Source organism: Actinomadura parmotrematis (genome assembly GCF_019458805.1).
GTDB classification, from domain to species: Bacteria; Actinomycetota; Actinomycetes; order Streptosporangiales; family Streptosporangiaceae; genus Spirillospora; species Spirillospora parmotrematis.
The window spans coordinates 1-22,724 of record NZ_JAIBOA010000034.1 but is presented as its reverse complement, the minus strand read 5'-3'; the positions used below and the strand labels follow the sequence as shown (position 1 = coordinate 22,724).

19 protein-coding genes are annotated in these 22,724 nt (G+C 75.7%); 12 read left to right on the top strand and 7 right to left on the bottom strand.

All coding sequences use genetic code 11. The annotated features are described in order from the left end of the window. Window position 1: 1 nt before the first annotated feature. Together K1Y72_RS34010 and K1Y72_RS34005 are read left to right on the top strand one after the other, a co-directional pair. On the top strand, window positions 2-1,756 hold the full coding sequence (locus tag K1Y72_RS34010) for a GMC oxidoreductase (RefSeq protein WP_258574464.1): 1,755 nt from the start codon (window positions 2-4) through the stop codon (window positions 1,754-1,756). A gap of 47 nt (window positions 1,757-1,803) precedes the next feature. Then, window positions 1,804-2,616 carry a pentapeptide repeat-containing protein gene (locus tag K1Y72_RS34005; RefSeq protein WP_220170648.1) on the top strand — a complete coding sequence of 271 codons (813 nt, stop codon included), beginning with the start codon at window positions 1,804-1,806 and terminating at the stop codon, window positions 2,614-2,616. Here K1Y72_RS34005 and K1Y72_RS34000 read toward each other — a convergent pair. Continuing rightward, window positions 2,561-3,952, bottom strand: coding sequence for a DHA2 family efflux MFS transporter permease subunit (locus K1Y72_RS34000; RefSeq protein ID WP_220170647.1), 1,392 nt, complete (start codon window positions 3,950-3,952; stop codon window positions 2,561-2,563). The two genes, K1Y72_RS34005 and K1Y72_RS34000, sit on opposite strands and share 56 nt — an antisense overlap. A gap of 73 nt (window positions 3,953-4,025) precedes the next feature. Between K1Y72_RS34000 and K1Y72_RS33995 the strand changes: the two genes are divergently transcribed. From K1Y72_RS33995 to K1Y72_RS33985, 3 genes are read left to right on the top strand one after another with little or no spacing between them, the layout of a single operon-like run. Then, the gene (locus tag K1Y72_RS33995) at window positions 4,026-4,445 is read left to right on the top strand and encodes a MarR family transcriptional regulator (RefSeq protein ID WP_220170646.1); all 420 of its coding nucleotides are present in this window, start codon (window positions 4,026-4,028) and stop codon (window positions 4,443-4,445) included. Window positions 4,446-4,461: 16 nt separating this feature from the next. Further along, the gene (locus tag K1Y72_RS33990) at window positions 4,462-5,082 is read left to right on the top strand and encodes a DinB family protein (RefSeq protein WP_220170645.1); all 621 of its coding nucleotides are present in this window, start codon (window positions 4,462-4,464) and stop codon (window positions 5,080-5,082) included. Between the two features lie 5 nt (window positions 5,083-5,087). After that, the gene (locus K1Y72_RS33985) at window positions 5,088-5,822 is read left to right on the top strand and encodes a DNA alkylation repair protein (protein WP_220170644.1); all 735 of its coding nucleotides are present in this window, start codon (window positions 5,088-5,090) and stop codon (window positions 5,820-5,822) included. Here K1Y72_RS33985 and K1Y72_RS33980 read toward each other — a convergent pair. Continuing rightward, window positions 5,807-6,730, bottom strand: a complete 924-nt coding sequence (locus K1Y72_RS33980) for a zinc metalloprotease (RefSeq protein WP_308287356.1) — start codon at window positions 6,728-6,730, stop codon at window positions 5,807-5,809. The genes K1Y72_RS33985 and K1Y72_RS33980 overlap by 16 nt on opposite strands. Before the next feature lie 255 nt (window positions 6,731-6,985). On the opposite strand from K1Y72_RS33980, the gene guaA reads away from it, so the two are divergent. Next, on the top strand, window positions 6,986-8,560 hold the full coding sequence (gene guaA / locus K1Y72_RS33975) for a glutamine-hydrolyzing GMP synthase (protein ID WP_308287355.1): 1,575 nt from the start codon (window positions 6,986-6,988) through the stop codon (window positions 8,558-8,560). 20 nt (window positions 8,561-8,580) lie between these two features. Here the strand turns inward: guaA and K1Y72_RS33970 are convergent, their stop codons facing one another. After that, window positions 8,581-10,845 (bottom strand): ATP-binding cassette domain-containing protein, encoded by a 2,265-nt coding sequence (locus K1Y72_RS33970; protein WP_220170643.1) that lies wholly within the window; start codon window positions 10,843-10,845, stop codon window positions 8,581-8,583. Window positions 10,846-10,907: 62 nt separating this feature from the next. On the opposite strand from K1Y72_RS33970, the gene K1Y72_RS33965 reads away from it, so the two are divergent. Then, entirely contained in the window at window positions 10,908-11,930 is a 1,023-nt protein-coding gene (locus K1Y72_RS33965) for a helix-turn-helix transcriptional regulator (protein WP_220170642.1), read from the top strand. A gap of 84 nt (window positions 11,931-12,014) precedes the next feature. Here the strand turns inward: K1Y72_RS33965 and K1Y72_RS33960 are convergent, their stop codons facing one another. The 3 genes from K1Y72_RS33960 to K1Y72_RS33950 all read right to left on the bottom strand — a co-directional run bounded on the left by K1Y72_RS33960 (window position 12,015) and on the right by K1Y72_RS33950 (window position 14,595). Continuing rightward, window positions 12,015-12,557, bottom strand: coding sequence for an alkyl hydroperoxide reductase (locus K1Y72_RS33960; RefSeq protein ID WP_220170641.1), 543 nt, complete (start codon window positions 12,555-12,557; stop codon window positions 12,015-12,017). 85 nt (window positions 12,558-12,642) lie between these two features. Continuing rightward, window positions 12,643-13,203: a peroxiredoxin gene (locus K1Y72_RS33955; RefSeq protein ID WP_220170640.1), complete on the bottom strand. Its 561-nt coding sequence runs from the start codon at window positions 13,201-13,203 to the stop codon at window positions 12,643-12,645. Between the two features lie 591 nt (window positions 13,204-13,794). Next, window positions 13,795-14,595 carry an SAM-dependent methyltransferase gene (locus K1Y72_RS33950; RefSeq protein ID WP_220170639.1) on the bottom strand — a complete coding sequence of 267 codons (801 nt, stop codon included), beginning with the start codon at window positions 14,593-14,595 and terminating at the stop codon, window positions 13,795-13,797. A gap of 162 nt (window positions 14,596-14,757) precedes the next feature. Here K1Y72_RS33950 and K1Y72_RS33945 point away from each other — a divergent pair, with 162 nt between their 5' ends. Continuing rightward, on the top strand, window positions 14,758-15,654 hold the full coding sequence (locus tag K1Y72_RS33945) for an MBL fold metallo-hydrolase (RefSeq protein WP_220170638.1): 897 nt from the start codon (window positions 14,758-14,760) through the stop codon (window positions 15,652-15,654). Continuing rightward, window positions 15,651-15,884, top strand: coding sequence for a hypothetical protein (locus K1Y72_RS33940; RefSeq protein ID WP_220170637.1), 234 nt, complete (start codon window positions 15,651-15,653; stop codon window positions 15,882-15,884). Before K1Y72_RS33945 ends, K1Y72_RS33940 begins: the two co-directional genes overlap by 4 nt. Here K1Y72_RS33940 and K1Y72_RS33935 read toward each other — a convergent pair. Beyond that, window positions 15,881-16,594: a Clp protease N-terminal domain-containing protein gene (locus K1Y72_RS33935; RefSeq protein WP_220170636.1), complete on the bottom strand. Its 714-nt coding sequence runs from the start codon at window positions 16,592-16,594 to the stop codon at window positions 15,881-15,883. The two genes, K1Y72_RS33940 and K1Y72_RS33935, sit on opposite strands and share 4 nt — an antisense overlap. A gap of 48 nt (window positions 16,595-16,642) precedes the next feature. Between K1Y72_RS33935 and K1Y72_RS33930 the strand changes: the two genes are divergently transcribed. From K1Y72_RS33930 to K1Y72_RS33920, 3 genes are all read left to right on the top strand, one after another. Next, window positions 16,643-17,611: a LysR substrate-binding domain-containing protein gene (locus K1Y72_RS33930; protein WP_308287354.1), complete on the top strand. Its 969-nt coding sequence runs from the start codon at window positions 16,643-16,645 to the stop codon at window positions 17,609-17,611. Window positions 17,612-17,758: 147 nt separating this feature from the next. Further along, complete coding sequence (locus tag K1Y72_RS37480; protein WP_220170635.1) at window positions 17,759-21,106, top strand: CDP-glycerol glycerophosphotransferase family protein; 3,348 nt, start codon at window positions 17,759-17,761, stop codon at window positions 21,104-21,106. A 59-nt stretch (window positions 21,107-21,165) separates the two neighbouring features. Further along, window positions 21,166-22,724 (top strand): glycosyltransferase family 2 protein (locus tag K1Y72_RS33920; protein ID WP_220170634.1); only part of this gene is annotated, 1,559 nt, incomplete at its 3' end.

The following is a 22,724-nucleotide window of genomic DNA, read 5'->3' as shown; positions in this document are numbered from 1 at the left end:
CATGGTGGACTTCGATTACGACGTGCTCGTCGTCGGCTCGGGATTCGGCGGCAGCGTCACCGCGCTCCGCCTCACCGAGAAGGGCTACAAGGTCGGGGTGATCGAGGCGGGGCGCCGCTTCGACACCGCCCCGGGCGCCGAGCCCGGCGGCCGCTACCCCGAGCTGCCGAAGACCAACTGGCGGGTGGCGCGCTACATCTGGGCGCCCGCCCTCGGCCTCACCGGCATCCAGCGCATCCACCTGGTGCGGGGCGCCAAGTCCAGCCGGGTGATGGTGCTGGCGGGCGCGGGCGTCGGCGGCGGGTCGCTGAACTACGCCAACACCCTGTACGTGCCGCCCGCGCCGTTCTTCCAGGACCGCCAGTGGGCGCACATCACCGACTGGCAGGCCGAGCTCGCGCCCTACTACGACCAGGCCAAGCGGATGCTCGGCGTGGTGCGCAACCCGACGATGACCGCCGCCGACAAGGTGATCAAGAAGGTCGCGGACCGGATGGGCAAGGGCGACACGTTCGTCCGGACGCCCGTCGGCGTGCACTTCGGGTCCGGGCCGGGGGAGCGGGCCGAGGACCCCTACTTCGGCGGCGCCGGCCCGGCCCGGCGCGGCTGCATCGAGTGCGGCGAGTGCATGGTCGGCTGCCGGCACGGCGCCAAGAACATGCTGACGGAGAACTACCTCTACCTCGCCGAGCGGGCCGGCGCGCGGATCATGCCGCTCAGCCGCGTCACCGACGTGGCGCCGCGGCCGGACGGCGGCTACGCGGTGAAGATCGTGCGGACCGGCTCGTTCGGCCGCAACCGCACGACCCTGACCGCCGCGCACGTGGTCTTCGCGGCCGGCACCTACGGCACCCAGAAGCTGCTGCACAAGCTGAAGCGGACCGGGCGGCTGCCGCACCTGTCGGACCGGCTCGGCGCGCTCACCCGCACCAACTCCGAGGCGATCCTCGGCGCGGGCCGCCGCAACGGCGTGCCGGGCGAGGACTTCTCCCGCGGCGTGGCGATCACCTCCTCGTTCCACCCGACGCCCGACACCCACATCGAGCCGGTCCGCTACGGCAAGGGCTCCAACCTCATGGCGGGCCTGCAGACGCTGCTGGTGGACGGCGACCGGCCGGGCGCGCGGCACGTCCCGCGCTGGGCCAAGTTCCTCGGCGAGGTCGCCCGCAGCCCGCAGGACCTCGTCCAGCTCTTCGACATGCGGACCTGGTCGGAGCGGACGGTCATCGCCCTGGTCATGCAGACCCGCGACAACTCGATCACCCTGCGCGGCAAGCGCGGCCCGTTCGGCTGGGACGTGCGCGCGTCGGAGGGGCACGGCGAGCCGAACCCGACGTGGATCCCCGAGGGCCACGAGGCGACCCGGCTGCTCGCCGAGGAGACCGGCGGCATGCCCGGCGGCTCGTGGGGCGACCTGTTCGACGTCCCGCTGACCGCGCACTTCCTCGGCGGCTGCGCGATCTCCGACAGCGCCGACGGCGGCGTCATCGACCCCTACCACCGGGTGTTCGGCCACGCCGGCCTGCACGTGGTGGACGGGTCGGCGGTGTCGGCCAACCTCGGCGTGAACCCGTCCCTGACGATCACCGCGCAGGCCGAGCGGGCCGCGTCGCTCTGGCCCAACAAGGGCGAGGAGGACCCGCGCCCGGCGCTCGGCGCCGCCTACCGGCGGATCGAGCCGGTCGCGCCGAAGCACCCGGTCGTCCCGGCGAACGCCCCGGGCGCCCTGCACCTGCCGATCGTCGGCGTCGGCTAGCGCGTACCCTGTCCCGGGCCGGGCGCTCCGGCCCGGGAGGGGGGACCGTGGACCGCGCCGACCTGCGCGCCGACTGCGCCCGCTGCGCCGGGCTCTGCTGCGTCGTCCCGGCGTTCGGGCGGTCGGCGGACTTCGCGCTCGACAAGCCCGCCCGGACGCCTTGCCCGAACCTGCTGGCCGACTCCCGCTGCGGGATCCACGCCTCGCTGCGCAAGCGCGGCTTCCCCGGCTGCACCGTCTACGACTGCTTCGGCGCCGGCCAGCGGCTCACCCAGCGGACGTTCGGCGGCCGCGACTGGCGGGACGACCCGGCGACGTCGTCCGCGATGTTCGACGCCTTCCCCGCCATGCGCGACCTGCACGAGCTGCTCGCCTACCTGGCGGAGGCGGCCGAGCGGGCGCCGTCGCCCGCCCTCGACGCCGCCTTGGCGGAGGTCGACGCGCTCGCGGACGCGCCCCCGGACGTCCTGGCGGGGCTGGACGTGGACGCCCGCCGCCGCGCGGTGAACGTCCTGCTGGTGGAGGCGAGCGACCGGATCCGCGGCAGTGACTCCGACCACCGGGGCCCCGACCATCGGGGCGCCGACCTCACCGGCGCCCGGCTCCGCGGCGCCGGGCTGCGCGGGGCGAGCCTGCGCGGCGCGCTGCTGATCGGCGCGGACCTGCGCGGCGCCGACCTGCGGCGGGCCGACTTCACCGGCGCGGACCTGCGGGGCGCCGACCTGCGCGGTGCGGACCTGCGCGAGGCGGCCTTCCTCACGCAGGCCCAGCTGGCGGCCGCCCGCGGTGACGCCGCGACGCGCGTCACCGCGCCGCTGGCACGCCCGGCGCACTGGCGACCGCCGCCCGCGGGCGGGTGAGGGCGAGGGCGAGCGCGGCCGCCGCGAGCAGCGCGACCGGCAGCGCCATCGCCAGGTGGATGCCGGCGAGCGGGGACGTCCCGGCCGCCATGAGCGCGGTCGTCGCGGCGGTGCCGAGCACCGAGCCGAGCTGGCGGACGGTGTTGCTGACGCCGGCGGCGGCCCCGGCGAGGTGCGGCGGGACGCGGCGCATCGCCTCGGTGGACAGCGGCGCGATCATGCAGCCGGTGCCGAGGCCCATCAGCACGAGCGCGGGGACGAACGCGGCGGCGTGCCCGTGCGGCGTCGCGAGGACGATCGCCAGGGCGAGGCCGAGGACGTAGGACGCCAGGCCGGCGAGCAGGACGCGGCGGCCGCCGATGCGGTCGCTCAGCCGCCCGGCGAGCGGCGACACCAGCAGCGACACGAGCGGCGAGGGGGCGAGGGCGAGCCCGGCCCGCACGGCGCTCAGCCCGAGCCGGTCCTGGAGGTAGAACACCAGCGGCACCACGGCCGCGATCAGCGCGGCGCCGAGCACGCCCATCAGGGCGGTCATCACGGTGAAGCCGCGGTCGCGGAACAGCGCGAACGGGACGAGCGGCTCGGCGTCCTGGCGGCGCGCCTGCATCCGCCAGAACAGGGCGCCGAGCGCGATCCCGGCGGCGCCGAGCGCCTGGATCCACCAGGCCCAGCCGTAGCGGTCGCCCTCCATCAGGGCGAAGGTGACGGCGGCGAGGGCAGCGGCGGACACGAGCACGCCGGGCAGGTCGAAGCGGTGCGCGCGCCCGGTGCGCAGGTCGGGGACGAGCGCGAACGTCAGCGCGAGCACGAGGACGCCGACCGGGACGTTGACGAAGAACACCCAGCGCCAGCCGGGGCCGCTCACCAGCAGCCCGCCGAGCGTCGGCCCGGCGAGAGTGGCGACGCCCGCGACCGCGCCCCAGATCCCGAGCGCGGTGCCGCGCCGGTCCGCCGGGAACACCGCCACGATCATCGCCATGGTCTGCGGGGTGAGCAGCGCCGCGCCGAGGCCCTGCACGAGCCGGGCGGCGATGAGCGCGGCGCCGCCGGCGGCGAGGCCGCAGCCCGCGCTCGCCAGGGTGAAGACGGCGACGCCCGCCGCGAACAGCGTCCGCTGCCCCCACAGGTCGCCGAGCCGGGCGGCGGTGACGAGCAGCACGGCGAGGACGAGGGCGTAGCCGCTGACGGTCCAGAGGACCTGGTCGAGGCCGGTGCGCAGGGAGCGCATCACGTCGGGGACGGCGATGTTGACGACGGTGAGGTCGAGCAGGGTCATGAAGAAGCCGAGGGACAGGGTCACGAGGACGGCCCAGGGGTTGCCGCGCAGTCGGTCCATGCCGCCGACGGTAATGCATCTTCCAGAGATGCATCAAGAGGAGATGCATCTGAATCTGATGTAACCTGGGGGCGTGAACACCACCGAGCTCTACCTGCTGGGGCACCGCCTCCAGAAGCTCGCCGAGGCCGCCATCCCGACCGAGGGCGTCGGCGAGCACCCGACCAGCACCCGCACCGTCCTGCTCGTCGCCGCCGACGTCCGCGAGCACCCCGGCACCACCGTCACCGAGATCGCCCGGCGGACCGGCCTCGTGCAGAGCCAGGTGTCCAACGCCGTCGCCCGGCTGCGCGGCGCCGGCGGCCTCGCCGCCGCGCCGGACCCCGCCGACCGCCGCCGCACCCTCCTGCGGCCCGGCCCCGACGACGCGCCGCGCGTCGTCGCCGCCCGCGAGGCCCCGCTCGGCCCCGTCCTCGCCGCCGCCACCACCGACCCCGAGCGCGCCGCCGTGCTGCTGGAGGAGCTCGTCGGGTTGTTCCGCACCGTCGAGTAACGGAAGTATGGCGATCATGGTCGACGGTCCGAAGGCGACGCTGCGGCGCTACCTCCAGAACGCGCGCGGCGCGCTGCTCTGGAAGCTGGAGGGGCTCTCCGAGCACGACGCCCGCCGCCCCCTCACCCCGACCGGCACCAACGTGCTCGGCCTGGTCAAGCACCTGTCCGGCGTCGAGCTGGTCTACTTCGGCGACACCTTCGGGCGCCCTTCCGGCGAGCCGCTGCCCTGGGAGGCGCGCTTCGCCGACGACCCCAACGCCGACATGTGGGCGACCCCCGACGAGACCCGCGCCGAGATCGTCGACCGTTACAAGCGGGCCTGGGCCTACGCCGACGCCACCTTCGACGCGCTCCCCCTGGACGCCCCGGGCCGCGTCCCGCACTGGCCCGCCGGCGAGGACGAGGTGACGCTGCACCAGATCCTCGTCCACGTCGTCGCCGAGACCCACCGCCACGCCGGCCACGCCGACATCGTCCGCGAGCTGATCGACGAGCGGGCCGGGATGCGCGAGGGCAACGACAACCTGCCCGCCGCGGGCGCCGTCGACTGGGCCGCCCACCGCGCCCGCGTGGAGCGCGCCGCCCGCGAGGCGGGCGGATCGGCCGGTGCGCGACGCCGCCACGGCGTAGTTTGACCTTCATGGACGTCGCGGAGGAGGCCGCCCGGATCGAGGCGGAGCTGCGGGCGCTGGCCGACCCCGACCGGGCCCGGTACGAGCGCCGCTACCTGAAGAGCGACCTCGCGCACCTCGGCGTCCCCGTCCCCGCCATCCGCAAGATCGCGCTGCCGGCGGTGCGGGACGTCCCGCCGCGCGCGGACCTGCGCGCCCTCGCCAACGTGCTGTGGGCGGCGCGGGAGGGCGGCCGGCCGCTGCACGAGACGCGGGTCGCGGCCATCGAGGTGCTGGTGCGGCGCGCCGAGATCCTCGACACCCGCGACCTCGGCTTCGCCGAGCGCCTCATCCGCGACTCGGCGACCTGGGCCCACGTCGACGGCCTCGCCGAGAAGGTCGTCGGCGTCCTGCTCTCCCGCCACCCCGAGACCGGCACCGCCCTGGACGGGTGGGTCGCCGACCCCTGCATGTGGATCCGGCGGAGCGCGCTGCTCGCGCTGCTGCCCGGCGTCCGGCGGGGGACGCCCGACCTCGCCCGCCTGTCGCGCTACGGGGACGCGGTCCTCGCCGAGAAGGAGTTCTTCATCCGCAAGGCCCTCGGCTGGCTGCTCCGCGAGCAGGCCCGGCACGACCCGGCCTGGGTGCGGGACTGGACGGCGGCGCGGATCGGCGCGGTCTCCGGGGTGACGTTCCGGGAGGCGGTCCGGCGGCTGCCGAAGTCGGACGCGGCCGCGCTGACGGCCGCCTACCGGGCCCGGTAGGCGGCCCAGACGGCGTGCATGCGGGCGCCCTGCCCGGCGGTGAACGACGTCATGCACGAGTCCCAGCCGTAGTCCATGAAGTTGTGCACCGGGTCGGCGCCGGGCGCCGGGCAGGTGTCCTTGGCGGCGGGGCAGCCGTTGGTCGGGTCCCGCTCGGGCGGGGTGTCGGCGACCCGGTCGCCCTTCTCCCCGCAGCCGTCCTGGAAGGTGTGGTAGAGCCCGAGCCAGTGGCCCGTCTCGTGCACCGCGCTGTACCCCTTGTCGAAGTGCTCGATCGGGCCGCCCGGCAGGCTGTCGGCGTGCACGACCACCCCGTCCAGCGCCGGCTCGTCGGCGGCCTTCCACGGGAAGGTGGACCAGCCGAGCAGCTCGCCGCCGACGTCGGCGGTGTAGAGGTTCAGGTCGCCCGCGCCGCCCCGGTGCAGCCGCGTCTTGATCGCCTTCTCGTTGGCCTGCGGGTCGGCGTACCAGGCCGCGTCGTCGGTGCGGGTGACCTCCTTCAGCGCGAACGCGAAGCCGGTGTCGGCGCCGCCGCCCTTGCCGCCGTAGGCGTCGTTCATCGCCGCGAGCTGCCGGTCGATCATGGCGTCGGGCACGTCGCCCTTGGCGCCGCTGTGCAGCACGTGCACGTAGACCGGCACCGTCACCTTGTCGTCGGCGCGCCGCCGGCGCTCCCCGGCCGGGCGGAGGGAGCGCAGGGCGAGCATCCGCTCGGCGGCGGCGACCTGCGGCGCCGTCAGCGCGTCCGGGTCGAGGACGGCGGGCAGGCCGGGCACCCGCGGCCGGGCCCGCGCCGCGTCGCACGCGTTCCCCGCGGCGGCGGCGCGGACCGCGGGCGGCGCGGCGGCGGGCGCGGCGGGGGTGAGGGCGGCGACGGCGAGCAGGACGGCGGCGGCGAGGGGCTTCACGGCACTCCCGGAGGGCGGCGGGGCCGGAGGGTACCGGCGCGGATGATACGGAGCGTCATCAACACGTATCAGAGCGGAGCGGCCCTGGTGGGGGAGTTGCCGGAAACGAGAAGCGTTCCGTTACCGCCCGAGGGCGCTGCGTGGCGGCCGTCACGCCGCCCGGCCGCCGTCCGCCGCGTCCGCGCAGGCAGCCGCCCCCTAGACTGGAAGGGCCCCCGCCCGGTCCATGACCCGTATCCGTGAAAGGCGCTGTTGGTGACGGTAGACCAGTCCTTCGACACCGTTCTCGTCGTCGACTTCGGCGCGCAGTACGCGCAGCTGATCGCCCGGCGGGTGCGCGAGTGCCACGTGTTCAGCGAGATCGTGCCGTCGACCATGCCGGCCGCCGAGATGCTCGCGAGGAACCCCAAGGCGATCATCCTGTCCGGCGGCCCGTCCTCGGTGTACGAGCCGGGCGCGCCCGCCGCGCCCGCCGGCCTGTTCGACCTCGGCGTCCCCACCTTCGGGATCTGCTACGGCCACCAGGTGATGGCGCAGGCGCTCGGCGGCACCGTCGCCAACTCCGACATCGCCGAGTACGGCGGCGCGACGGTCGCCGTCACCAGCCCCGGCATGCTGTTCGAGGGGCTGCCCGGCGAGCAGGCGGTGTGGATGTCGCACCGCGACTTCGTCAGCGAGGCGCCGGCGGGCTTCACCGTCACCGCCAGCACCGACGTCACCCCCGTCGCCGGCATGGAGGACCGCGCCCGCGGCCTCTACGGCGTGCAGTTCCACCCCGAGGTGCTGCACACCGCGCACGGCATGGAGATCCTCCGCCGCTTCCTCTACGAGGGCGCCGGCTGCCGCCCGAACTGGACGATGGTCAACATCGCCGAGGAGTCGATCGACGCGGTCCGCGCGCAGATCGGCGCCAAGCGCGCCATCTGCGGCCTGTCGGGCGGCGTCGACTCCGCCGTCGCCGCCGCGCTCGTCCAGCGCGCCGTCGGCGACCAGCTCACCTGCGTGTTCGTCGACCACGGCCTGCTGCGCAAGGGCGAGGCCGAGCAGGTGGAGAAGGACTTCGTCGCCGCGACCGGCGTCAACCTGCACGTCGTGGACGCCCAGGAGCGCTTCCTCGACGCGCTCGCCGGCGTCACCGACCCGGAGGAGAAGCGCAAGATCATCGGGCGCGAGTTCATCCGGGTGTTCGAGGGCGCCGCCCGCGAGATCGCCGCCGCGGGCGCCGCGGACGACGCGCCGGTCGAGTTCCTCGTCCAGGGCACCCTCTACCCCGACGTCGTCGAGTCCGGCGGCGGCACCGGCGCCGCCAACATCAAGTCGCACCACAACGTCGGCGGCCTGCCCGACGATCTCCAGTTCGCGCTGGTCGAGCCGCTCCGCACGCTGTTCAAGGACGAGGTGCGCGCGCTCGGCGAGCAGCTCGGCCTGCCCTCGGAGATCGTCTGGCGGCAGCCGTTCCCCGGCCCCGGCCTCGGCATCCGCATCATCGGCGCCGTCGACCGCGAGCGCCTCGACATCCTGCGCGAGGCCGACGCCATCGCCCGCGAGGAGCTGACCCGCGCCGGCCTCGACCGCGACGTCTGGCAGTTCCCCGTCGTGCTGCTCGCCGACGTCCGCTCGGTCGGCGTGCAGGGCGACGGCCGCACCTACGGCCACCCGATCGTGCTGCGCCCGGTGACCAGCGAGGACGCCATGACCGCCGACTGGGCGCGGCTGCCCTACGAGGTGCTGCAGCGCATCTCCACCCGCATCACCAACGAGGTCCGCGAGATCAACCGGGTGACCGTCGACATCACCTCCAAGCCCCCGGGCACCATCGAGTGGGAGTGAGCCCGCGCGGCCCCCGCTGATCACGGAGCCCGGACGGCGTCCCCGGCGAGCGCCGCGCAGGTGGGGGTGCCGTGCCCGGTGTAGGCCGCCGGCGGGCCGGCGTACAGCATCCGCCCGCCGTGACGGCCGGGCCCGGGACCGAGGTCGATGAGGTGGTCGGCGCGCCGCATCACCACCGGGTCGTGCTCGACGACGACGACGGTGCCGCCCGCGTCCACCAGGGCGTCGAGGACGCCGAGCAGGACGGCGACGTCGGCGGGGTGCAGGCCGGTGGTCGGCTCGTCCAGCACGTACAGGCCGGACGCGCCGCCGTCCAGCGGCTCCCTGGCGATCTTGAGGCGCTGGCACTCGCCGCCCGACAGGGTCGCCAGGGACTGGCCGAGCCGCAGGTAGCCGAGGCCGACGGCCGACAGCCGGCCGAGGGCGCGGGCGATGCCGGGGGCGGGCAGCCGCCGGGCGGCCTCGTCGCAGGTGAGGGCGTCCACGTCGGCGATCGACAGGCCGTCCACGGTGTGCGCGAGCACCTCGGGGGTGAAGCGGCGGCCGCCGCACGCCTCGCAGACCGTCTCCTGCCCGCCCAGGAACGCGAGGTCGGTGCGCACCGCGCCGAGGCCCCGGCACTCCGGGCAGGCCCCGGCGGAGTTGGCGCTGAACAGCGCGGCCGGGACGCCGTTCCGCTCGGCGAACAGGCGGCGGACGGCGGGCGCGATCCCGGTGTAGGTGAGCGGCGTCGACCGCCGGTGCGCGGCGACCGGCCGCTGGTCGACGACGGTCGCGGCGTGCCGCTGGGCGAGCTCGGCGGCGAGGCTGGACTTGCCCGACCCGGCGACGCCGGTCAGCACCGTCAGCACGCCGGTCGGGACGTCCACGGTGACGTCGCGCAGGTTGTTGCGGGTCGCGTTCGCGACGGTGAGCGCGCCCGTCGCGGGCCGCGGCGCGGCCTTCACCGGCGGCCGCCGGGCGAGGGCGCGCGCCGTCGCCGTCCCGGCGGCGCGCAGCTCGGCGAAGGAGCCCTGGAACACCAGGCGGCCGCCGTCCGCGCCCGCCCCGGGACCGATCTCCACGACCTGGTCGGCGGCGGCCATGACCGCCGGGTCGTGCTCGACGACGAGGACGCTGTTGCCGCGGTCGCGGAGCCGGCCGAGCAGCCGGACGAGCGCCCCGACGTCGGCGGGGTGCAGCCCGGCGGTCGGCTCGTCCAGCACGTAGGTCATCGAGGTGAGGCTCGACCCGAGGTGCCGCACCAGCTTGATCCGCTGGGCCTCGCCGCCCGACAGCGTCCCCGCCCGGCGGCCGAGCGACAGGTAGCCGAGCCCGATCGCGTCGAGCGCCTCCAGCCGCGCGGCGAGCGCCGCGACGGCGGGCGCGACGCGGGCGGAGGCGAGCGCGCCCGCGAAGCGGCGGAGCGTCCCGATCTCCTCGCGGGCCAGGTCGCCGATCGTCCGGCCGCGCACGGTGGCGGTGCGGGCGGCCTCGTTCAGCCGGTCGCCGCCGCACGCGGGGCAGGGCGCGGAGCGGGTGAAGCGGCGGACGGCCTCCTGCTTGCGCTCCGACAGTTCCCCGGAGGCGCGCAGGTGGATGCGCTCGAACCGCTCGACGACGCCCTCGTAGTCGCGGGGCGGCGCGGCGCTCCGGCGGGCGGCGAGGCGGGCGAGGGCCGCGCCGCCGTGCAGCAGGGCGTCCCGCTCGTCCGCGGTCCACTCGCGCAGCGGCCTGGCGGTGTCGAAGACGCCGATGTCGGCGTACTTGGCGTACCAGTAGCCGCCCCCGCCGAAGCCGGGCGGCAGGACGGCGCCGCCCGCGAGGGACCGGTCCGGGTCCAGGAACCGGTCGACGGCGCTCACCACCACCTCGCCGAGGCCCGAGCAGGACGGGCACATCCCGGCCGGATCGTTGAAGGAGAACCGGTTCGACTCCCCGACGTGCGGCTCCGACAGCCGCGAGAACACCAGGCGCAGGTACGTCCAGGCGTCGGTGACCGTGCCGACGGTCGAGCGGGCGTTGCCGCCGAGGCGGCGCTGGTCGACGACGACGACGGCCGACAGGCCGCCGATCTCCGCGGCCTCCGGGCGCGACCACTTCGGCAGCCGGTCGCGCGCGAACGGCGGGAAGGTCTCGTTCAGCTGGTATCCGGCCTCGGCGGCGATCGTGTCGAACACCAGGGACGACTTGCCCGACCCCGACACGCCCGCGAAGACCACCAGCCGCCCGCGCGGGATCTCGACGTCGAGATCGGCCAGGTTGTTGGCGCGGGCTCCCTTGACGGTGATGCTGCGCTGCTCCATGTCTCCGACGCTACGAGCGGACGCGGCCGGATCCTGGCCGCGTTTCCGGGCATGCTGGCGGCATGGCGGACGTGACCGAGCGGATGCTGGCGCTCCTGGCGACCCTGCAGACGGGCCGCGCCTTCGGCGGCGCCGAGCTGGCGCGGCGGCTGGACGTCAGCCCCCGCACCCTGCGCCGCGACATCGACCGGCTGCGCGGCTACGGCTACCCCGTCGAGACCCGGCCCGGCCCCGGCGGCCACTACCGGCTGGCGGGCGGCCGCACCCTTCCGCCGCTCGTCCTCGACGACGACGAGGCCGTCGCGACGCTGGTCGCGCTCGCCGCCCTGACCTCGTCCGGACCCGCCGACGGCGGCGGGATCGGCGACGCGGCGGCCCGCGCCTACGGCAAGCTCGACCAGTTCCTGCCCGCCCGGCTGCGGCCGCGCGCGGCGTCGATCCGCGCCAGCCTGGAGACGGCCCCGCGGCCCGATCCGGGCGTCGCGGCCGGGCACCTCGGCCTGCTCGCCGAGGCGATCGCGCACCGCGAGACGGTGACGTTCGGCTACACCGGCGCGGGGGGAGCCGCCACCGAGCGGCACGTCGAGCCCTACCGGCAGGTCCACCACCTGCTGCGCTGGTACCTGCTCGCCTGGGACACCGGACGCGGCGACTGGCGGGTGTTCCGCATCGACCGGATCGCCGGCCCGGCGCGCACCGGCCGCCGCTACGAGCCGCGCCCGCTGCCCGACGGGTCGGCGCTCGCCCACCTGCGGCGCGGCCTCCGCCGGGAGCGGCGGCCCGTCCGCCTGTCGGTGGCCGCGCCCGCCGCCCGCGTCGCCGACGCGCTGCGCCACGAGGACGCCGAGATCGCACCGGCCGGGCCCGGCCGCACGGACGTCGTGCTCGCCCTCGACTCCTGGCGGTGGCTCGTCCTGCACCTGGCGTTCCTGGACGCCGACTTCACCCTGGACGCCCCCGCGGACCTCGCCGCGCCGCTCCGCGCCTTCGGCCGGCGGCTGCTGGCGGCCGCACCCCCGCGGAAAGATGGTCCTGCCAACGATCCGCCGGGCGGCGCCCGCGACCCGTCCCGAAACCGCCGATGACCGGGACCATCGCCACCGCCGCCCGGTGGAACGCGCCGGAGCCCGGCCCCCACCGGGGACCGGGCTCCTACCGCTTCAGGGGGGTCAGACGGTGGCGGGGGCCAGCGCGGCCTCGCCCTCCAGCGTCAGCGCCGCCGCGTGCACCACCGCGGCGATCTTCAGCGCCTCCTGCACCAGCTCGCGCGAGAACCCCGCCTCGCGCAGCACCCGCTCGTGCGAGTCCAGGCACATCCCGCACCCGTTGATCGCCGACACCGCCAGGCACCACAGCTCGAAGTCGGCCTTGTCCACGTTCGGCTTGCCGATGATGTTCATCCGCAGCCCGGCCCGCAGCGTCCCGTAGGTCTCGTCGCTCAGCAGGTGCGTCGACCGGTAGTAGACGTTGTTCATCGCCATGATCGACGCGGCGCCCTTGGCCGCCTCGAACGCCTCCGCCGACAGGTGGTCCCCGGCGTCCTCGGCCAGCTCCCGGATCACCTGCGGGTTGCGGCTCGCGAGCGCGCAGGCGAGCACGGTCCCCCACAGCTGCTGGTCGGTCAGCTGCGAGGTCGAGGTCACCGAGCCGAGGTTCAGCTTGGTGTCCTTGGCGTAGCCCGGCAGGGCGTCCTTCAGCGCGTCAACGCTCATCGCTCGGTCCTTCCATGCGAACGGCCGGCCGCGACGCCGCGCGGCCGGCCGCGATCGGTACTGCTCGGGGGGCGTCCGGCCCGGCTCAGGCGCCGGCGCCGGCCATCAGCTTGGCGGCGTCCAGCGTGCCCTCGCCCTTGTTCCAGTTGCAGGGGCACAGCTCGTCGGACTGCAGCGCGTCGAGGACCCGCAGGACCTCCTTGACGTTCCGGCCGACCGAGCCCGCGGTCACCATCGAGAACTGGATCTCGTTGTTCGGGTCCACGATGAACGTGGCGCGCTGCGCGACGCCGTCCTCGGTGAGGATGCCGAGGGCCGTCACGAGCTCGCGGTTCAGGTCCGACAGCATCGGGAACGGCAGCTCGCGCAGGTCCGGGTGGTCCTTGCGCCAGGCGTAGTGCACGAACTCGTTGTCGACCGAGGCGCCGAGGACCTGCGCGTCGCGGTCGGCGAACTCCTCGTTGAGGCGCCCGAACTCGGCGATCTCGGTCGGACAGATGAACGTGAAGTCCTTGGGCCAGAAGAAGATCACGCGCCACTTGCCCTCGTAGGACTTGTGGTTGATCGTCTCGAACGCGTTGTCGGCGTCGAGCGAGACGCAGGCGGTGAGCTCGTACTCGGGGAACTGGTCACCGACGGTAAGCACTCGGGGCTCCTTTGGATTCGCGCTGCCGCCGCCCGGACGCGGACCGGACCGGGGGCGGGGTGGAGGAGGCCGGCGGGCGCGCGGAACGCGCGGCGGCCTCACGGGACAACAGTGCCGCAGGGCCATTGAGAAGAGAAATCAACCGGCCGCATCACACTGATAAGGATTCCCTATGGGCGCTGGCCGGGAGGCTCTTCCGGCCGCTGCCCGCGAGTCGCGATGACCGAGATCACAGCGGGTCGGCCTTTTCCGTGAAGGGCGGCCGACGCCGGAAACACAATATTAACGTCCCGTTCCGCTATTCAAAAGACATAAAGCGCAGAAAACATATTATGCCGGTTCTTCCGTGCGTCCTCGTAGGCTGATCACGACGACCGCCCGGAGGAGGGCGCGTGGAGGTTCTCGGGGAGCCGGCCGACGAGCAGGACGGGTTCGGGGCGGTGCCGGCGCGCTCGGCCTTCCGGCGGCCGGCACCGTGCGGCCGCGGCACGTCGCGCGGCTCGCGCACCGCATGCCGCCGTACGCGTTCGGGCCGGACGGGGCGGCCGCGCTGCGCGCCGTGCGGACCTGCGCGGCCTGAGCCGCGGCCGGTTACGGCTTGCGGCCCACGCCGCCGGTCATGAAGCGGACGTCGACGGTGGTCGCGTCGGTCACCACCTCGTCGGGGCGCCAGAGGGGGAGCGGGACGAGGCCGGGCGGCAGGATCTCCAGGCCGTCGAAGAACGCGGCCAGCTCGGCGGGGGTGCGGACGCGGCCGGTGCCGAGCTGCTGGAGGAGCTGCTTCTCCAGCTCCGCCGACTCGGGGGCGTCGCCGAGCCGGGTGAAGTTGGTGATGAAGAAGAACGAGCCGGCCGGCACGGCGTCGCGGAGCGCCGCGACGATGCGGCCCGGCTCCTCGTCGTCGTTCAGGTGGTGCAGGATGCCGCACAGCATGACCGCGACGGGCTGCGAGAAGTCGATGAGCCGCCGCACGTCGGGGTGCGCCAGCACCGCCTCGGGGTCGCGGATGTCGGCGGTCACGACCGTGGTGCCGGGGTTGTCGGCGAGGATCGCGCGGCCGTGCGCGAGCACGATCGGGTCGATGTCCACGTAGACGACGCGCGCCTCCGGGTTCGCCTCCTGCGCGACCTCGTGGGTGTTGCGGGCGGTCGGCAGGCCGGAGCCGAGGTCCAGGAACTGGACGACGCCCTCGTCGGCGGCCAGGTGGCGGACCACCCGGTGCAGCATCGCCCGGTTGTGCAGGGCGATGTCGCGCAGCTCCGGCATGATCGCCAGGCTGGCGTGCGCGACCTCGCGGTCCACGGCGAAGTTGTCCTTGCCGTTCAGCATCACGTCGTAGACGCGGGCGGCGGTCGGGACACCGGTCGGGACGTCCGGGGGAAGATCGGCCATGGCGTACCTCGCTCGCTCGGTGGATCTTCTGGGAGGGTAGCTCCCCGGGCCGGGCGGAGAGGCCGAAAACCCTTATTCAGTAGGGCTTTCGGGCATCTCGCGCAGGGGGGGACCCGGAGGTGCCTTCTTTCGGGCGGCGGCGGATCCGGCGACGATCGTCGGATGCAGAGCATCGAGATCGGCGGGGTGGCGGTCGAGCCGCTCGTCCACTTCGCCAACCGTCCCCTCGCGCCCGCGGCGTTCTTCCCCGGCCACGACCCCGCCGTCTGGCGGGCGCACCGGTCGTGGCTGGCGCCCGACCACTGGGATCCGGACGCCGACCGCGTCGGGATCACCGTGCAGAGCTGGCTGCTGCGCGACGCCGGGACGACCGTCCTCGTCGACACCGGCCTGGAGCCGGGCGTCCCCGCCGGCCTGGACCCCGCCGGGGTGGACCTGGTGGTGTGCACGCACCTGCACGGCGACCACATCGGCGGCAACGTCCTCGCCGGCGGCGCCCCCGCCTACCCGAACGCCCGCTACCTGTTCGCCGCGGCCGACCTGGCCTTCTTCGACCCGGCGACGCTCGTGGAGGAGCCGGGCCGCTCGGCGGCCGCGTACCGGCGCTCGATCGCGCCGATCCTGGACGCCGGGCTGGCCGAGGTGTGGGACGGGCGGCGCGCGCTGACGCCGTCCCTGACCCTGGTGGCCGCACCCGGCCACACCCCCGGGCACGGGGTCGTGGAGCTGGCGTCGGGCGGCGAGCGGGCGCTGTTCGCCGGCGACGCGCTGCACTCCCCGGCGCAGATCCTGCACCCGGAGGTGTCGAGCTGCTTCTGCCACGACCCGGCGGAGGCGGCGCGCACCCGCCTGCGGCTGCTGGGCTGGGCGGCCGACCATCGCGCGCTGGTCGTCCCCGCGCACTTCGGCGGCGGCCGCGCGGTCGAGGTGCGGCGCGCGGGCGACGGCTACGCCGTGCACCGCTGGGCGTTCCCGGCCGCCGCCGGCGGGGGCCGCGTTACCGGGCGCGGCGACGGGGTAGTCGGGGCTCGTCGGCCGAGGGGAGAGGACCCGGAATGATCACTGTGGAGCATGTGGAGCGGCTGCTGGACAGCGCCGACCCGGACGCGGCGCTCGTCGTGGTGGGCGGGGCCGCGAAGGTGGTGAGCGGGGCCGGTGACGACGCCGGGTACGTCGTCACCGACCGCGCGGACCTGGTGGAGAGCCTCGCCGGCCGCGAGCGCACCCCCGAGGTGCTGGAGGTGCTGGCGCGCGAGCTGGACACCGCGGTCGGCGAGCTGGGCGGCTAGTCCTCCTGCTCCGGGGCGGCGAGGCGTTCCAGGGCGGCGAGGATCGCCGCCTCGGCGCCGTCCTTGGTGACGCCGAGTCGGGCCAGGGGGCCGTCGCCGTCCTCCATCTCCAGCAGCGCGAGCAGGATGTGCTCGGTGCCGACGTAGTTGTGGCCGAGCCGGAGCGCCTCGCGGACGGTGAGCTCCATCGCCTTGCGGCCTTCGGTCGAGTAGGGCGCGACGCTGGGCGGCTCCTCCAGCGGCGGCGGCAGCGTGACGGCCTCGCGGACGGCGTCCGGGCTCGCGCCCTGCTCGCGGACGGTGCGGGCGGCGAGCGCCGCGGGCTCGCTGAGCAGGCCGAGCAGCAGGTGGGCGGGGGTGACCTCGGCGTTGCGGGCGGCGAGCGCCTCGTTGTGGGCGGCGGTGACGACGTTCTTCGCGCGCAGCGTGTAGCGGCCGAAGGGGTTGGCGTCGGCGGCGGGCGCCTTCGGGACGAAGCGCTTCTGCGCGGCCTGCTTGGTGACCCCCATGCTGCGGCCGATGTCGGTCCAGGACGCGCCGGAGCGGCGGGCCTGGTCGACGAAGTGGCCGATCAGGTGGTCGGCGACCTCGCCGAGGTGGTCGGCGGCGAGGACGGCGCTGGCCAGGCGCCGCAGGGGGTCGTCGTCGGTGCGCTGGACGGCCACGATCAGGTCGTCCAGCCGGGCGCTGGTGAGGGTGGGTTCCGTCATGCGTCAACCCTAGGTTGACCACCCCGAGGGGGTCAACCCTTGGTTGACGTGATAGGAAAGACCGATAGGTCATCCCATCGCTCGCAGGAGACGGTTATCAGCAGGCCCACCCTGGCCCAGCTCCGGGCCTTCCGCGCGCTCGCCGAGCACCTGCACTTCCGGGAGGCCGCGGCCGCCCTCAAGATGAGCCAGCCCGCGCTGTCGGGCGCGGTCGCCGCCTTGGAGGACGCGCTCGGCGCCCGGCTCGTCGAGCGCACCACCCGCCGGGTGCTGCTCACCCCGGCGGGCGAGCGCGCCGCGCGCCGCGCCGAGACGATCCTCGCCGAGGTGGACCGGCTGGCGGAGGAGGTGCGGGCGGTCCGCGGGCCGCTCGTCGGGCCGCTGCGGGTCGGCGTGATCCCGACCGTCGCGCCCTACCTGCTGCCGGTCGTGCTGCCCCGGCTCGCCGCCGGCTTCCCCGACCTGGAGCTCAGCGTGCACGAGGAGCAGACCGAGCAGATCACCGCCGAGCTCGTCGCCGGGCGCCTGGACGTCGTGCTGCTCGCGCTGCCCGTCGCGGCCCCCGGCGTCACCGCGCTGCCCCTCTACGACGAGGACTTCGTGCTCGCCGCCCCCGAGGCGGCCGGGCTCGCGCCGGTGCTGCCCCGCGCGTCCCTCGCCGGCCTCGACGTCATCCTGCTGAACGAGGGCCACTGCCTGCGCGACCAGGCGCTGGACGTGTGCCGCGAGGCGGGAGCCCGCGCCGCCGCCGCCACCTACGCGACGAGCCTCGCCACGCTCGTCCAGCTCGTGTCGGGCGGCCTCGGCGTCACGCTGGTCCCCGAGACCGCGCTCGCGGTCGAGACGCGCCGCGCCCGCGGCCTCGCCCTGCACCGCTTCGAGGCGCCCGCGCCGTCCCGGCGCATCGGCCTGGGGTTCCGGGCGGCCTCGCCGCGCGCCGCCGGGTTCGGCGTCCTCGCGGGCGCCCTCCGCGAGGCCGTCGCGGCGGCGGGCGTGGGCGTCCGTCCCGTCGCCTGACGGGCGACGACACCCGCCCGGCCGGGTCAAAATTGCGTAATCGAGCTGACCGCCGAACGCGGTCCGCGCCCACGATTGACCCCGTCACCATCAGGATGCCCCGCGCGCGAGCGCGGGCGTCGCGGAGAGGGAAGGCGGGGGTGCGTCGTGACGCCCAAGGTCAGTCTGGTGGTGTCGCCGGCCGCCGGGGAGCGCGCGCTGGACGCCCTGGCGTACTCGCTGACCGGCGCGTACACCGTGGGGGACGGGGTGGAGGCGGTCACCGGCGCCGCCGCGGCCGCGGGCGAGTACCTCTTCTTCGCCGACGAGCCGATGATCTTCCTTCCGGGCGGGCTGGAGAACCTGGTCGCCTCCCTCGACGAGACCGGTTCCGATTTCGCCCTCGGCCCCGTCGGGACGCTCCGCGGGAACGCGGCGGAAAGGGCGCACAAGCGCCTGTACGAGAAGCCGCTGAAATGCGTGTCCGTCCACGACCACGACCTCCTCCTCGGCGACGGCTCGCCCGCCGGGAAGCTCTGGCGGCGCCGCTTCCTCACCGGCCACGGCCTGACCTGGGAGGCCGGCGGCCCCGACACCGACGTGCCGCCGATGCTGCGCGCCCACTGCCTCGCCACGGGCGTCGACGTCGTCACCGGCCCCGTCTGCCTGCGGCGCCCCGCCGAGGAGGACGCGGCGCCGGCGCGCGAGCCCGGCGCCGCCCTGCGCGAGCTGGAGGGGCGCGCCGTGCGGGCCCTCGCCGGCGCCGAGTTCCTCGACCGGCTGCCCGCCCTGCGCGACGAGTGGGACCGCCGCGCCCTCACCGGGGGCCTGAAGGACGTCTTCGCGCTCGTCGCGGCCGGCGACGACGACACCGCCGCGCGGGCGATCGCCGCCGCCGGGTCCTACGCCCGCACCGTCGGCCCGCACGTCCTCGACCGGCTGCCCGTCCTCACCCGGCTGAAGTGGCACCTGGTGCGGCGCGACATGCCGGCCGAGCTGCGCGAGGTCCTCGCGGACGAGCGGCCCCCGCACCGCAAGGGCCGCGGCCGGGTGCTGCGCCGCGGCGGCCGCTTCTACCACGCCGGCTACCCGCTCTTCGAGGACCCGGCGGTCCCGCCGGAGATCCACCGCCTGCACGACGAGCTCGCCGTCCGCCACACCGTGACCGCCGCCCGCTGGGAGGACGGCCGCCTCGCCGTGGAGGGCACCGCGATGATCCGCGGGCTGCGGCCCCGGCGCCGCTGGCAGCAGTGGACGCTCGCCTGGCTGGTCTGCGCCGAGACCGGCCGCCGCGTCCGGCTGCCCGTCACCGCGACGCCCGTGCAGGGGCCGCGCGCCGACTGGAGCGGGTTCCGCTTCACCGCCGACCCGGCGCGGCTCCCGGCCGGGGCGGGCCGCCGCGGCTGGCTGGTCGAGCTCTGCGTGTTCGGGCAGGGCGTGCTCCGCACCGCCCGGCTGAAGGCCCCCGACCCGCTGGAGGAGCCCGCCCCCCGCCGCGCGGCGGGCGGCACCTGGACGCGCGCCGAGCGGACGGCGTCCGGGCTGCTCGCGCTGTTCGCCGACCACGCCCCCGTCGACCTCACCGCGCACCGGCGGGACGGCGACGAGCTGGAGATCACCGGGCGGCACCCCGGCGGCGTCCCCGCCGACGCCCGCCTCGCGCTCGTCCTCGACCCCGGCGGGCCGCGCCGCCCGCTGCCGTTCACCCGCACCGGCGGCGACGGGTTCACCGCCCGCGTCCCGCTCGCCCTGCTCCGCGAGGGCGCCCCGCCGCCCTACCCGCCCGGCGGCGCCGAGGACCGCGCGCTCGACGACGGCGCGACCTGGCGGCCGGTGCTGACGGCCGGCGGCGCCGACCGCGAGCTGCGCCTCACCGCCGGACCGGGGCGCCACCCCGGCGGGGACGCCGGCGACCTCGTCGTCTGGGCGCAGCCCGACGGCCGCGCCCGGCTCCGCTGGTGCCCGGACGCCGCCGTCGTGCGCGACGCCGCCCCCGCCGGCGCGGGCCTCCGCCTGGCCGGGACGCTGCCGGCGGCGCTGCCGGACGGGCCCGCCGAGCTGGTCCTGCGCCCGCACCGCGGCGGCCGCGACCGCCGCTTCCCGATGCGGCGGACCGGCGACTCCTTCACGGCCGAGTTCGACCCCGCCGCCGTCGCGTCCCTCGCCGGGACGCTCCCGCTGCCGTGGGGCGCCTACGACCTCTGCGCCGCCGCCGGCGACGCGCTCGTCCCGCTGCGGCTGGACGCGGCGCCGCTCGGGCCGCCGCCGCCCGAGTGGGAGGCCGCCGGGCGCACCTTCGCGCTGCGCCGCGCCCCCGGCGACCGCGTCCGGCTCGCCGTCTCCACCGACCACCCCGAGGCCGAGCGGACCGCCGCCGCCCGCCGCGCCCTCGTCGAGGAGCGCTACCCGCTGCTGCGCGCCGAGCCGCTCCGCGACGCCGTCCTGTTCGACAGCTACTTCGGCCGCCAGTACTCCGACAGCCCGCGCGCGATCCTGGAGGAGCTGCGGCGCATGGACGCGCCGCTGGACCTGCTCTGGGCCGTGCAGGACGGCCAGGTCGCCGTGCCGGACGGCGTCACGCCCGTCCGGCGGCTCGGCGGCGAGCACATGGAGGCCCTCGCCCGGTCCCGCTACGTCGTCACCAACACCCACCTGCCGATGTGGTTCCGGCGCCGCGAGGGGCAGCGCGTCCTCCAGACCTGGCACGGCGCGACGCTGAAGCGCATCGGCTTCGACGTCGACGCCGCGAACGTCCCCTTCGTCAGCGACGGCTACCGGGCCGAGATGGCCGAGGCCATCGCCCAGTGGGACCACCTGGTCTCGCCGTCGCCCTGGTGCACGCCGATCCTGCGGAAGGCGTTCCGCTACGAGGGCGAGATCCTGGAGACCGGCTACCCGCGCAACGACGTCTTCCACGCCCCCGACCGCGACGAGCGCGCCGACCGCGCCCGCGCCGCGCTCGGGCTGCCGCCCGGCAAGAAGGTCGTGCTGTACGCGCCGACGTGGCGCGACGACCGCTTCCACGGCCGCGGCCGCTGGCGCCTCGACCTGCGCCTGGACCTCGCCGCGGCGCGGCGGAGCCTCGGCGCCGACCACGTGCTGCTGGTGCGCTGCCACTCCAACGTCGTGGACCCGGTGCCCGGCGCCGGCGACGGCTTCGTCTTCGACGCCACCGACTACCCCGAGATGCAGGAGCTGCTGCTCGTCACCGACGTCCTCATCACCGACTACTCGTCGGTGATGTTCGACTTCGCCGCGACCGGCCGCCCGATGCTGTTCTTCACCTACGACCTGGAGCACTACCGCGACCGGGTGCGCGGCTTCTACCTCGACCTCGAGGCCGAGGCGCCGGGACCGCTGCTGCGCACCTCCGACGACGTGATCGACGCCGTCCGCGACATCGACCGCGTCGCCGCCCGGTACCGCGACGCCCACGCCGCGTTCGCCGCGCGCGCCTGCCCGCTCGACGACGGCAAGGCGACGCTCCGCGTCGTCGAGCGCGTCTTCGACCTCTGACCCGCTCCCCGCCGCCCGCGCCCGCGCCCGCCCCGCCCCGCACGTTCCCGGAGGAACCCATGGCCCCGTCCCCACCCGACGTCACCGTCGTCGTCATCGTCCACAACGACGCGGCCCGGCTCCCGGCCGCGGTCGCCTCGGTGCTGGACCAGTCGCTCGCCGGCGTCGAGGCCGTCGTCGTCGACGACGCCAGCACCGACGGGTCCGGCGACGTCGCGCGGGCCCTCGCCGCCGAGCACCCTGGCCGGGTGCGGGCGGTGGTGCTGCCGGAGAACTCCGGCGGCTGCGGGCGCCCCCGCAACGTCGGCGTCCGGCACGCCCGCGGGGCCCACGTGATGTTCCTCGACAGCGACGACACCCTCGACCGGCACGCCTGCCGCAACATGCTGGAGGCCGCCGAGCGCACCGGCGCCGACGTCGTGTCCGGCCGCTGCGTCCGCGTCTTCCTGGACGGCCGCACCGGCGCCGCCAAGGGCGAGCGCGCCTGGATGCCGTGGCTGTACAAGGAGACGGCGGTGTACCGGACGCTCGCCGACAAGCCCGAGCTGCTGTTCGACACCCTGTCCACCAACAAGTGCTACCGGCGCGGCTTCCTGGAGGAGCACGACCTGCGCTTCCGCGAGGACCTGCACTACGAGGACCTGCTGTTCTCGGCCACCGTCTACCTGGCCGCGCGGCGCATCGCGCTCATCCCGCACCGCGTCTACAACTGGAACGTCGCCGTCGGCGGCGGCGCGCCGTCCATCTCCAACCGGCGCGGCGAGCTCGCCAACGTCGAGGACCGCCTCGCCATCCACCGCCAGATCGACGCGCTGCTCGCCGCGCACGGCGACCCGGACCTGAAGACGGCCAAGGACGTCAAGTTCCTCAAGCACGACCTGAAGCTGTACATGTCCGAGTACGCCCTGCGCGACGCCGCGTACCGCAAGGGCTTCCGCGCGCTGCTCGCCGGCTACCTGCCCGCCCTGGACCCCGCCGCCGCCGACCGGGTCGACCCGTTCCTGCGGATGGCCGCCCACCTCGTCACCGCCGACGACGACGCGGCGCTGCTCACCGTCTCCGAGCGCATCGGCGGCAAGGGCCGCATCGCGTCCCCGCTCAGCCTGCGCAACGGCCGCGTCTACTGGTGCGACCGGCACCTGGACACCCCCGAGGGCCGCCGCGTCCTCGACGTCACCTCGCTCGGCCTCGACACCCGCCCGCTCGCGTCGATGAAGCTGGCCGCCCACGTCACCGGCCACCGCGCCGAGCGCGGCGCCCAGCCCGCCGAGCTGCGCGGCCGCGTCGTCAACCCGCTCGGCCGCATCCCGCGCGGCGAGCTGCCCGGCCACCTGGAGTTCACCTCCCGCGCCGACGCGGCGCACACCTTCACGGTCCCGGTGCGGGCGTCGGCGAACCGCACCGAGGTCGCCTGGACGGCGGAGTTCCCGCCCGCCCCGCGGACGCTGCCGATCGGCGTCCGCGACACGCTCTGGAACGTCCGGCTGCACCTCGCCGCCGGCGGCACCGACCTGGTCTGCCCGGTGCTCGTCCCGGCCGGCACCGCGATCGACCTGAAAGTGCCGGTGCGGCCCGCGTTCGCGCTGTTCACCACCACCTGGCTGCGCGCCTACGCCAC

What these genes read in the sequence shown, in the direction of transcription:
- K1Y72_RS33935 (WP_220170636.1), bottom strand. Translation starts at nt 16,594, where the DNA reads ATGACGGAACCCACCCTCACCAGCGCCCGGCTGGACGACCTGATCGTG.
- K1Y72_RS33965 (WP_220170642.1), top strand. Translation starts at nt 10,908, where the DNA reads ATGGCGGACGTGACCGAGCGGATGCTGGCGCTCCTGGCGACCCTGCAG.
- K1Y72_RS33985 (WP_220170644.1), top strand. Translation starts at nt 5,088, where the DNA reads ATGGACGTCGCGGAGGAGGCCGCCCGGATCGAGGCGGAGCTGCGGGCG.
- K1Y72_RS33990 (WP_220170645.1), top strand. Translation starts at nt 4,462, where the DNA reads ATGGTCGACGGTCCGAAGGCGACGCTGCGGCGCTACCTCCAGAACGCG.
- K1Y72_RS33940 (WP_220170637.1), top strand. Translation starts at nt 15,651, where the DNA reads ATGATCACTGTGGAGCATGTGGAGCGGCTGCTGGACAGCGCCGACCCG.
- K1Y72_RS33945 (WP_220170638.1), top strand. Translation starts at nt 14,758, where the DNA reads ATGCAGAGCATCGAGATCGGCGGGGTGGCGGTCGAGCCGCTCGTCCAC.
- K1Y72_RS34010 (WP_258574464.1), top strand. Translation starts at nt 2, where the DNA reads ATGGTGGACTTCGATTACGACGTGCTCGTCGTCGGCTCGGGATTCGGC.
- K1Y72_RS34000 (WP_220170647.1), bottom strand. Translation starts at nt 3,952, where the DNA reads ATGGACCGACTGCGCGGCAACCCCTGGGCCGTCCTCGTGACCCTGTCC.
- K1Y72_RS33950 (WP_220170639.1), bottom strand. Translation starts at nt 14,595, where the DNA reads ATGGCCGATCTTCCCCCGGACGTCCCGACCGGTGTCCCGACCGCCGCC.
- K1Y72_RS33970 (WP_220170643.1), bottom strand. Translation starts at nt 10,845, where the DNA reads ATGGAGCAGCGCAGCATCACCGTCAAGGGAGCCCGCGCCAACAACCTG.
- K1Y72_RS33960 (WP_220170641.1), bottom strand. Translation starts at nt 12,557, where the DNA reads ATGAGCGTTGACGCGCTGAAGGACGCCCTGCCGGGCTACGCCAAGGAC.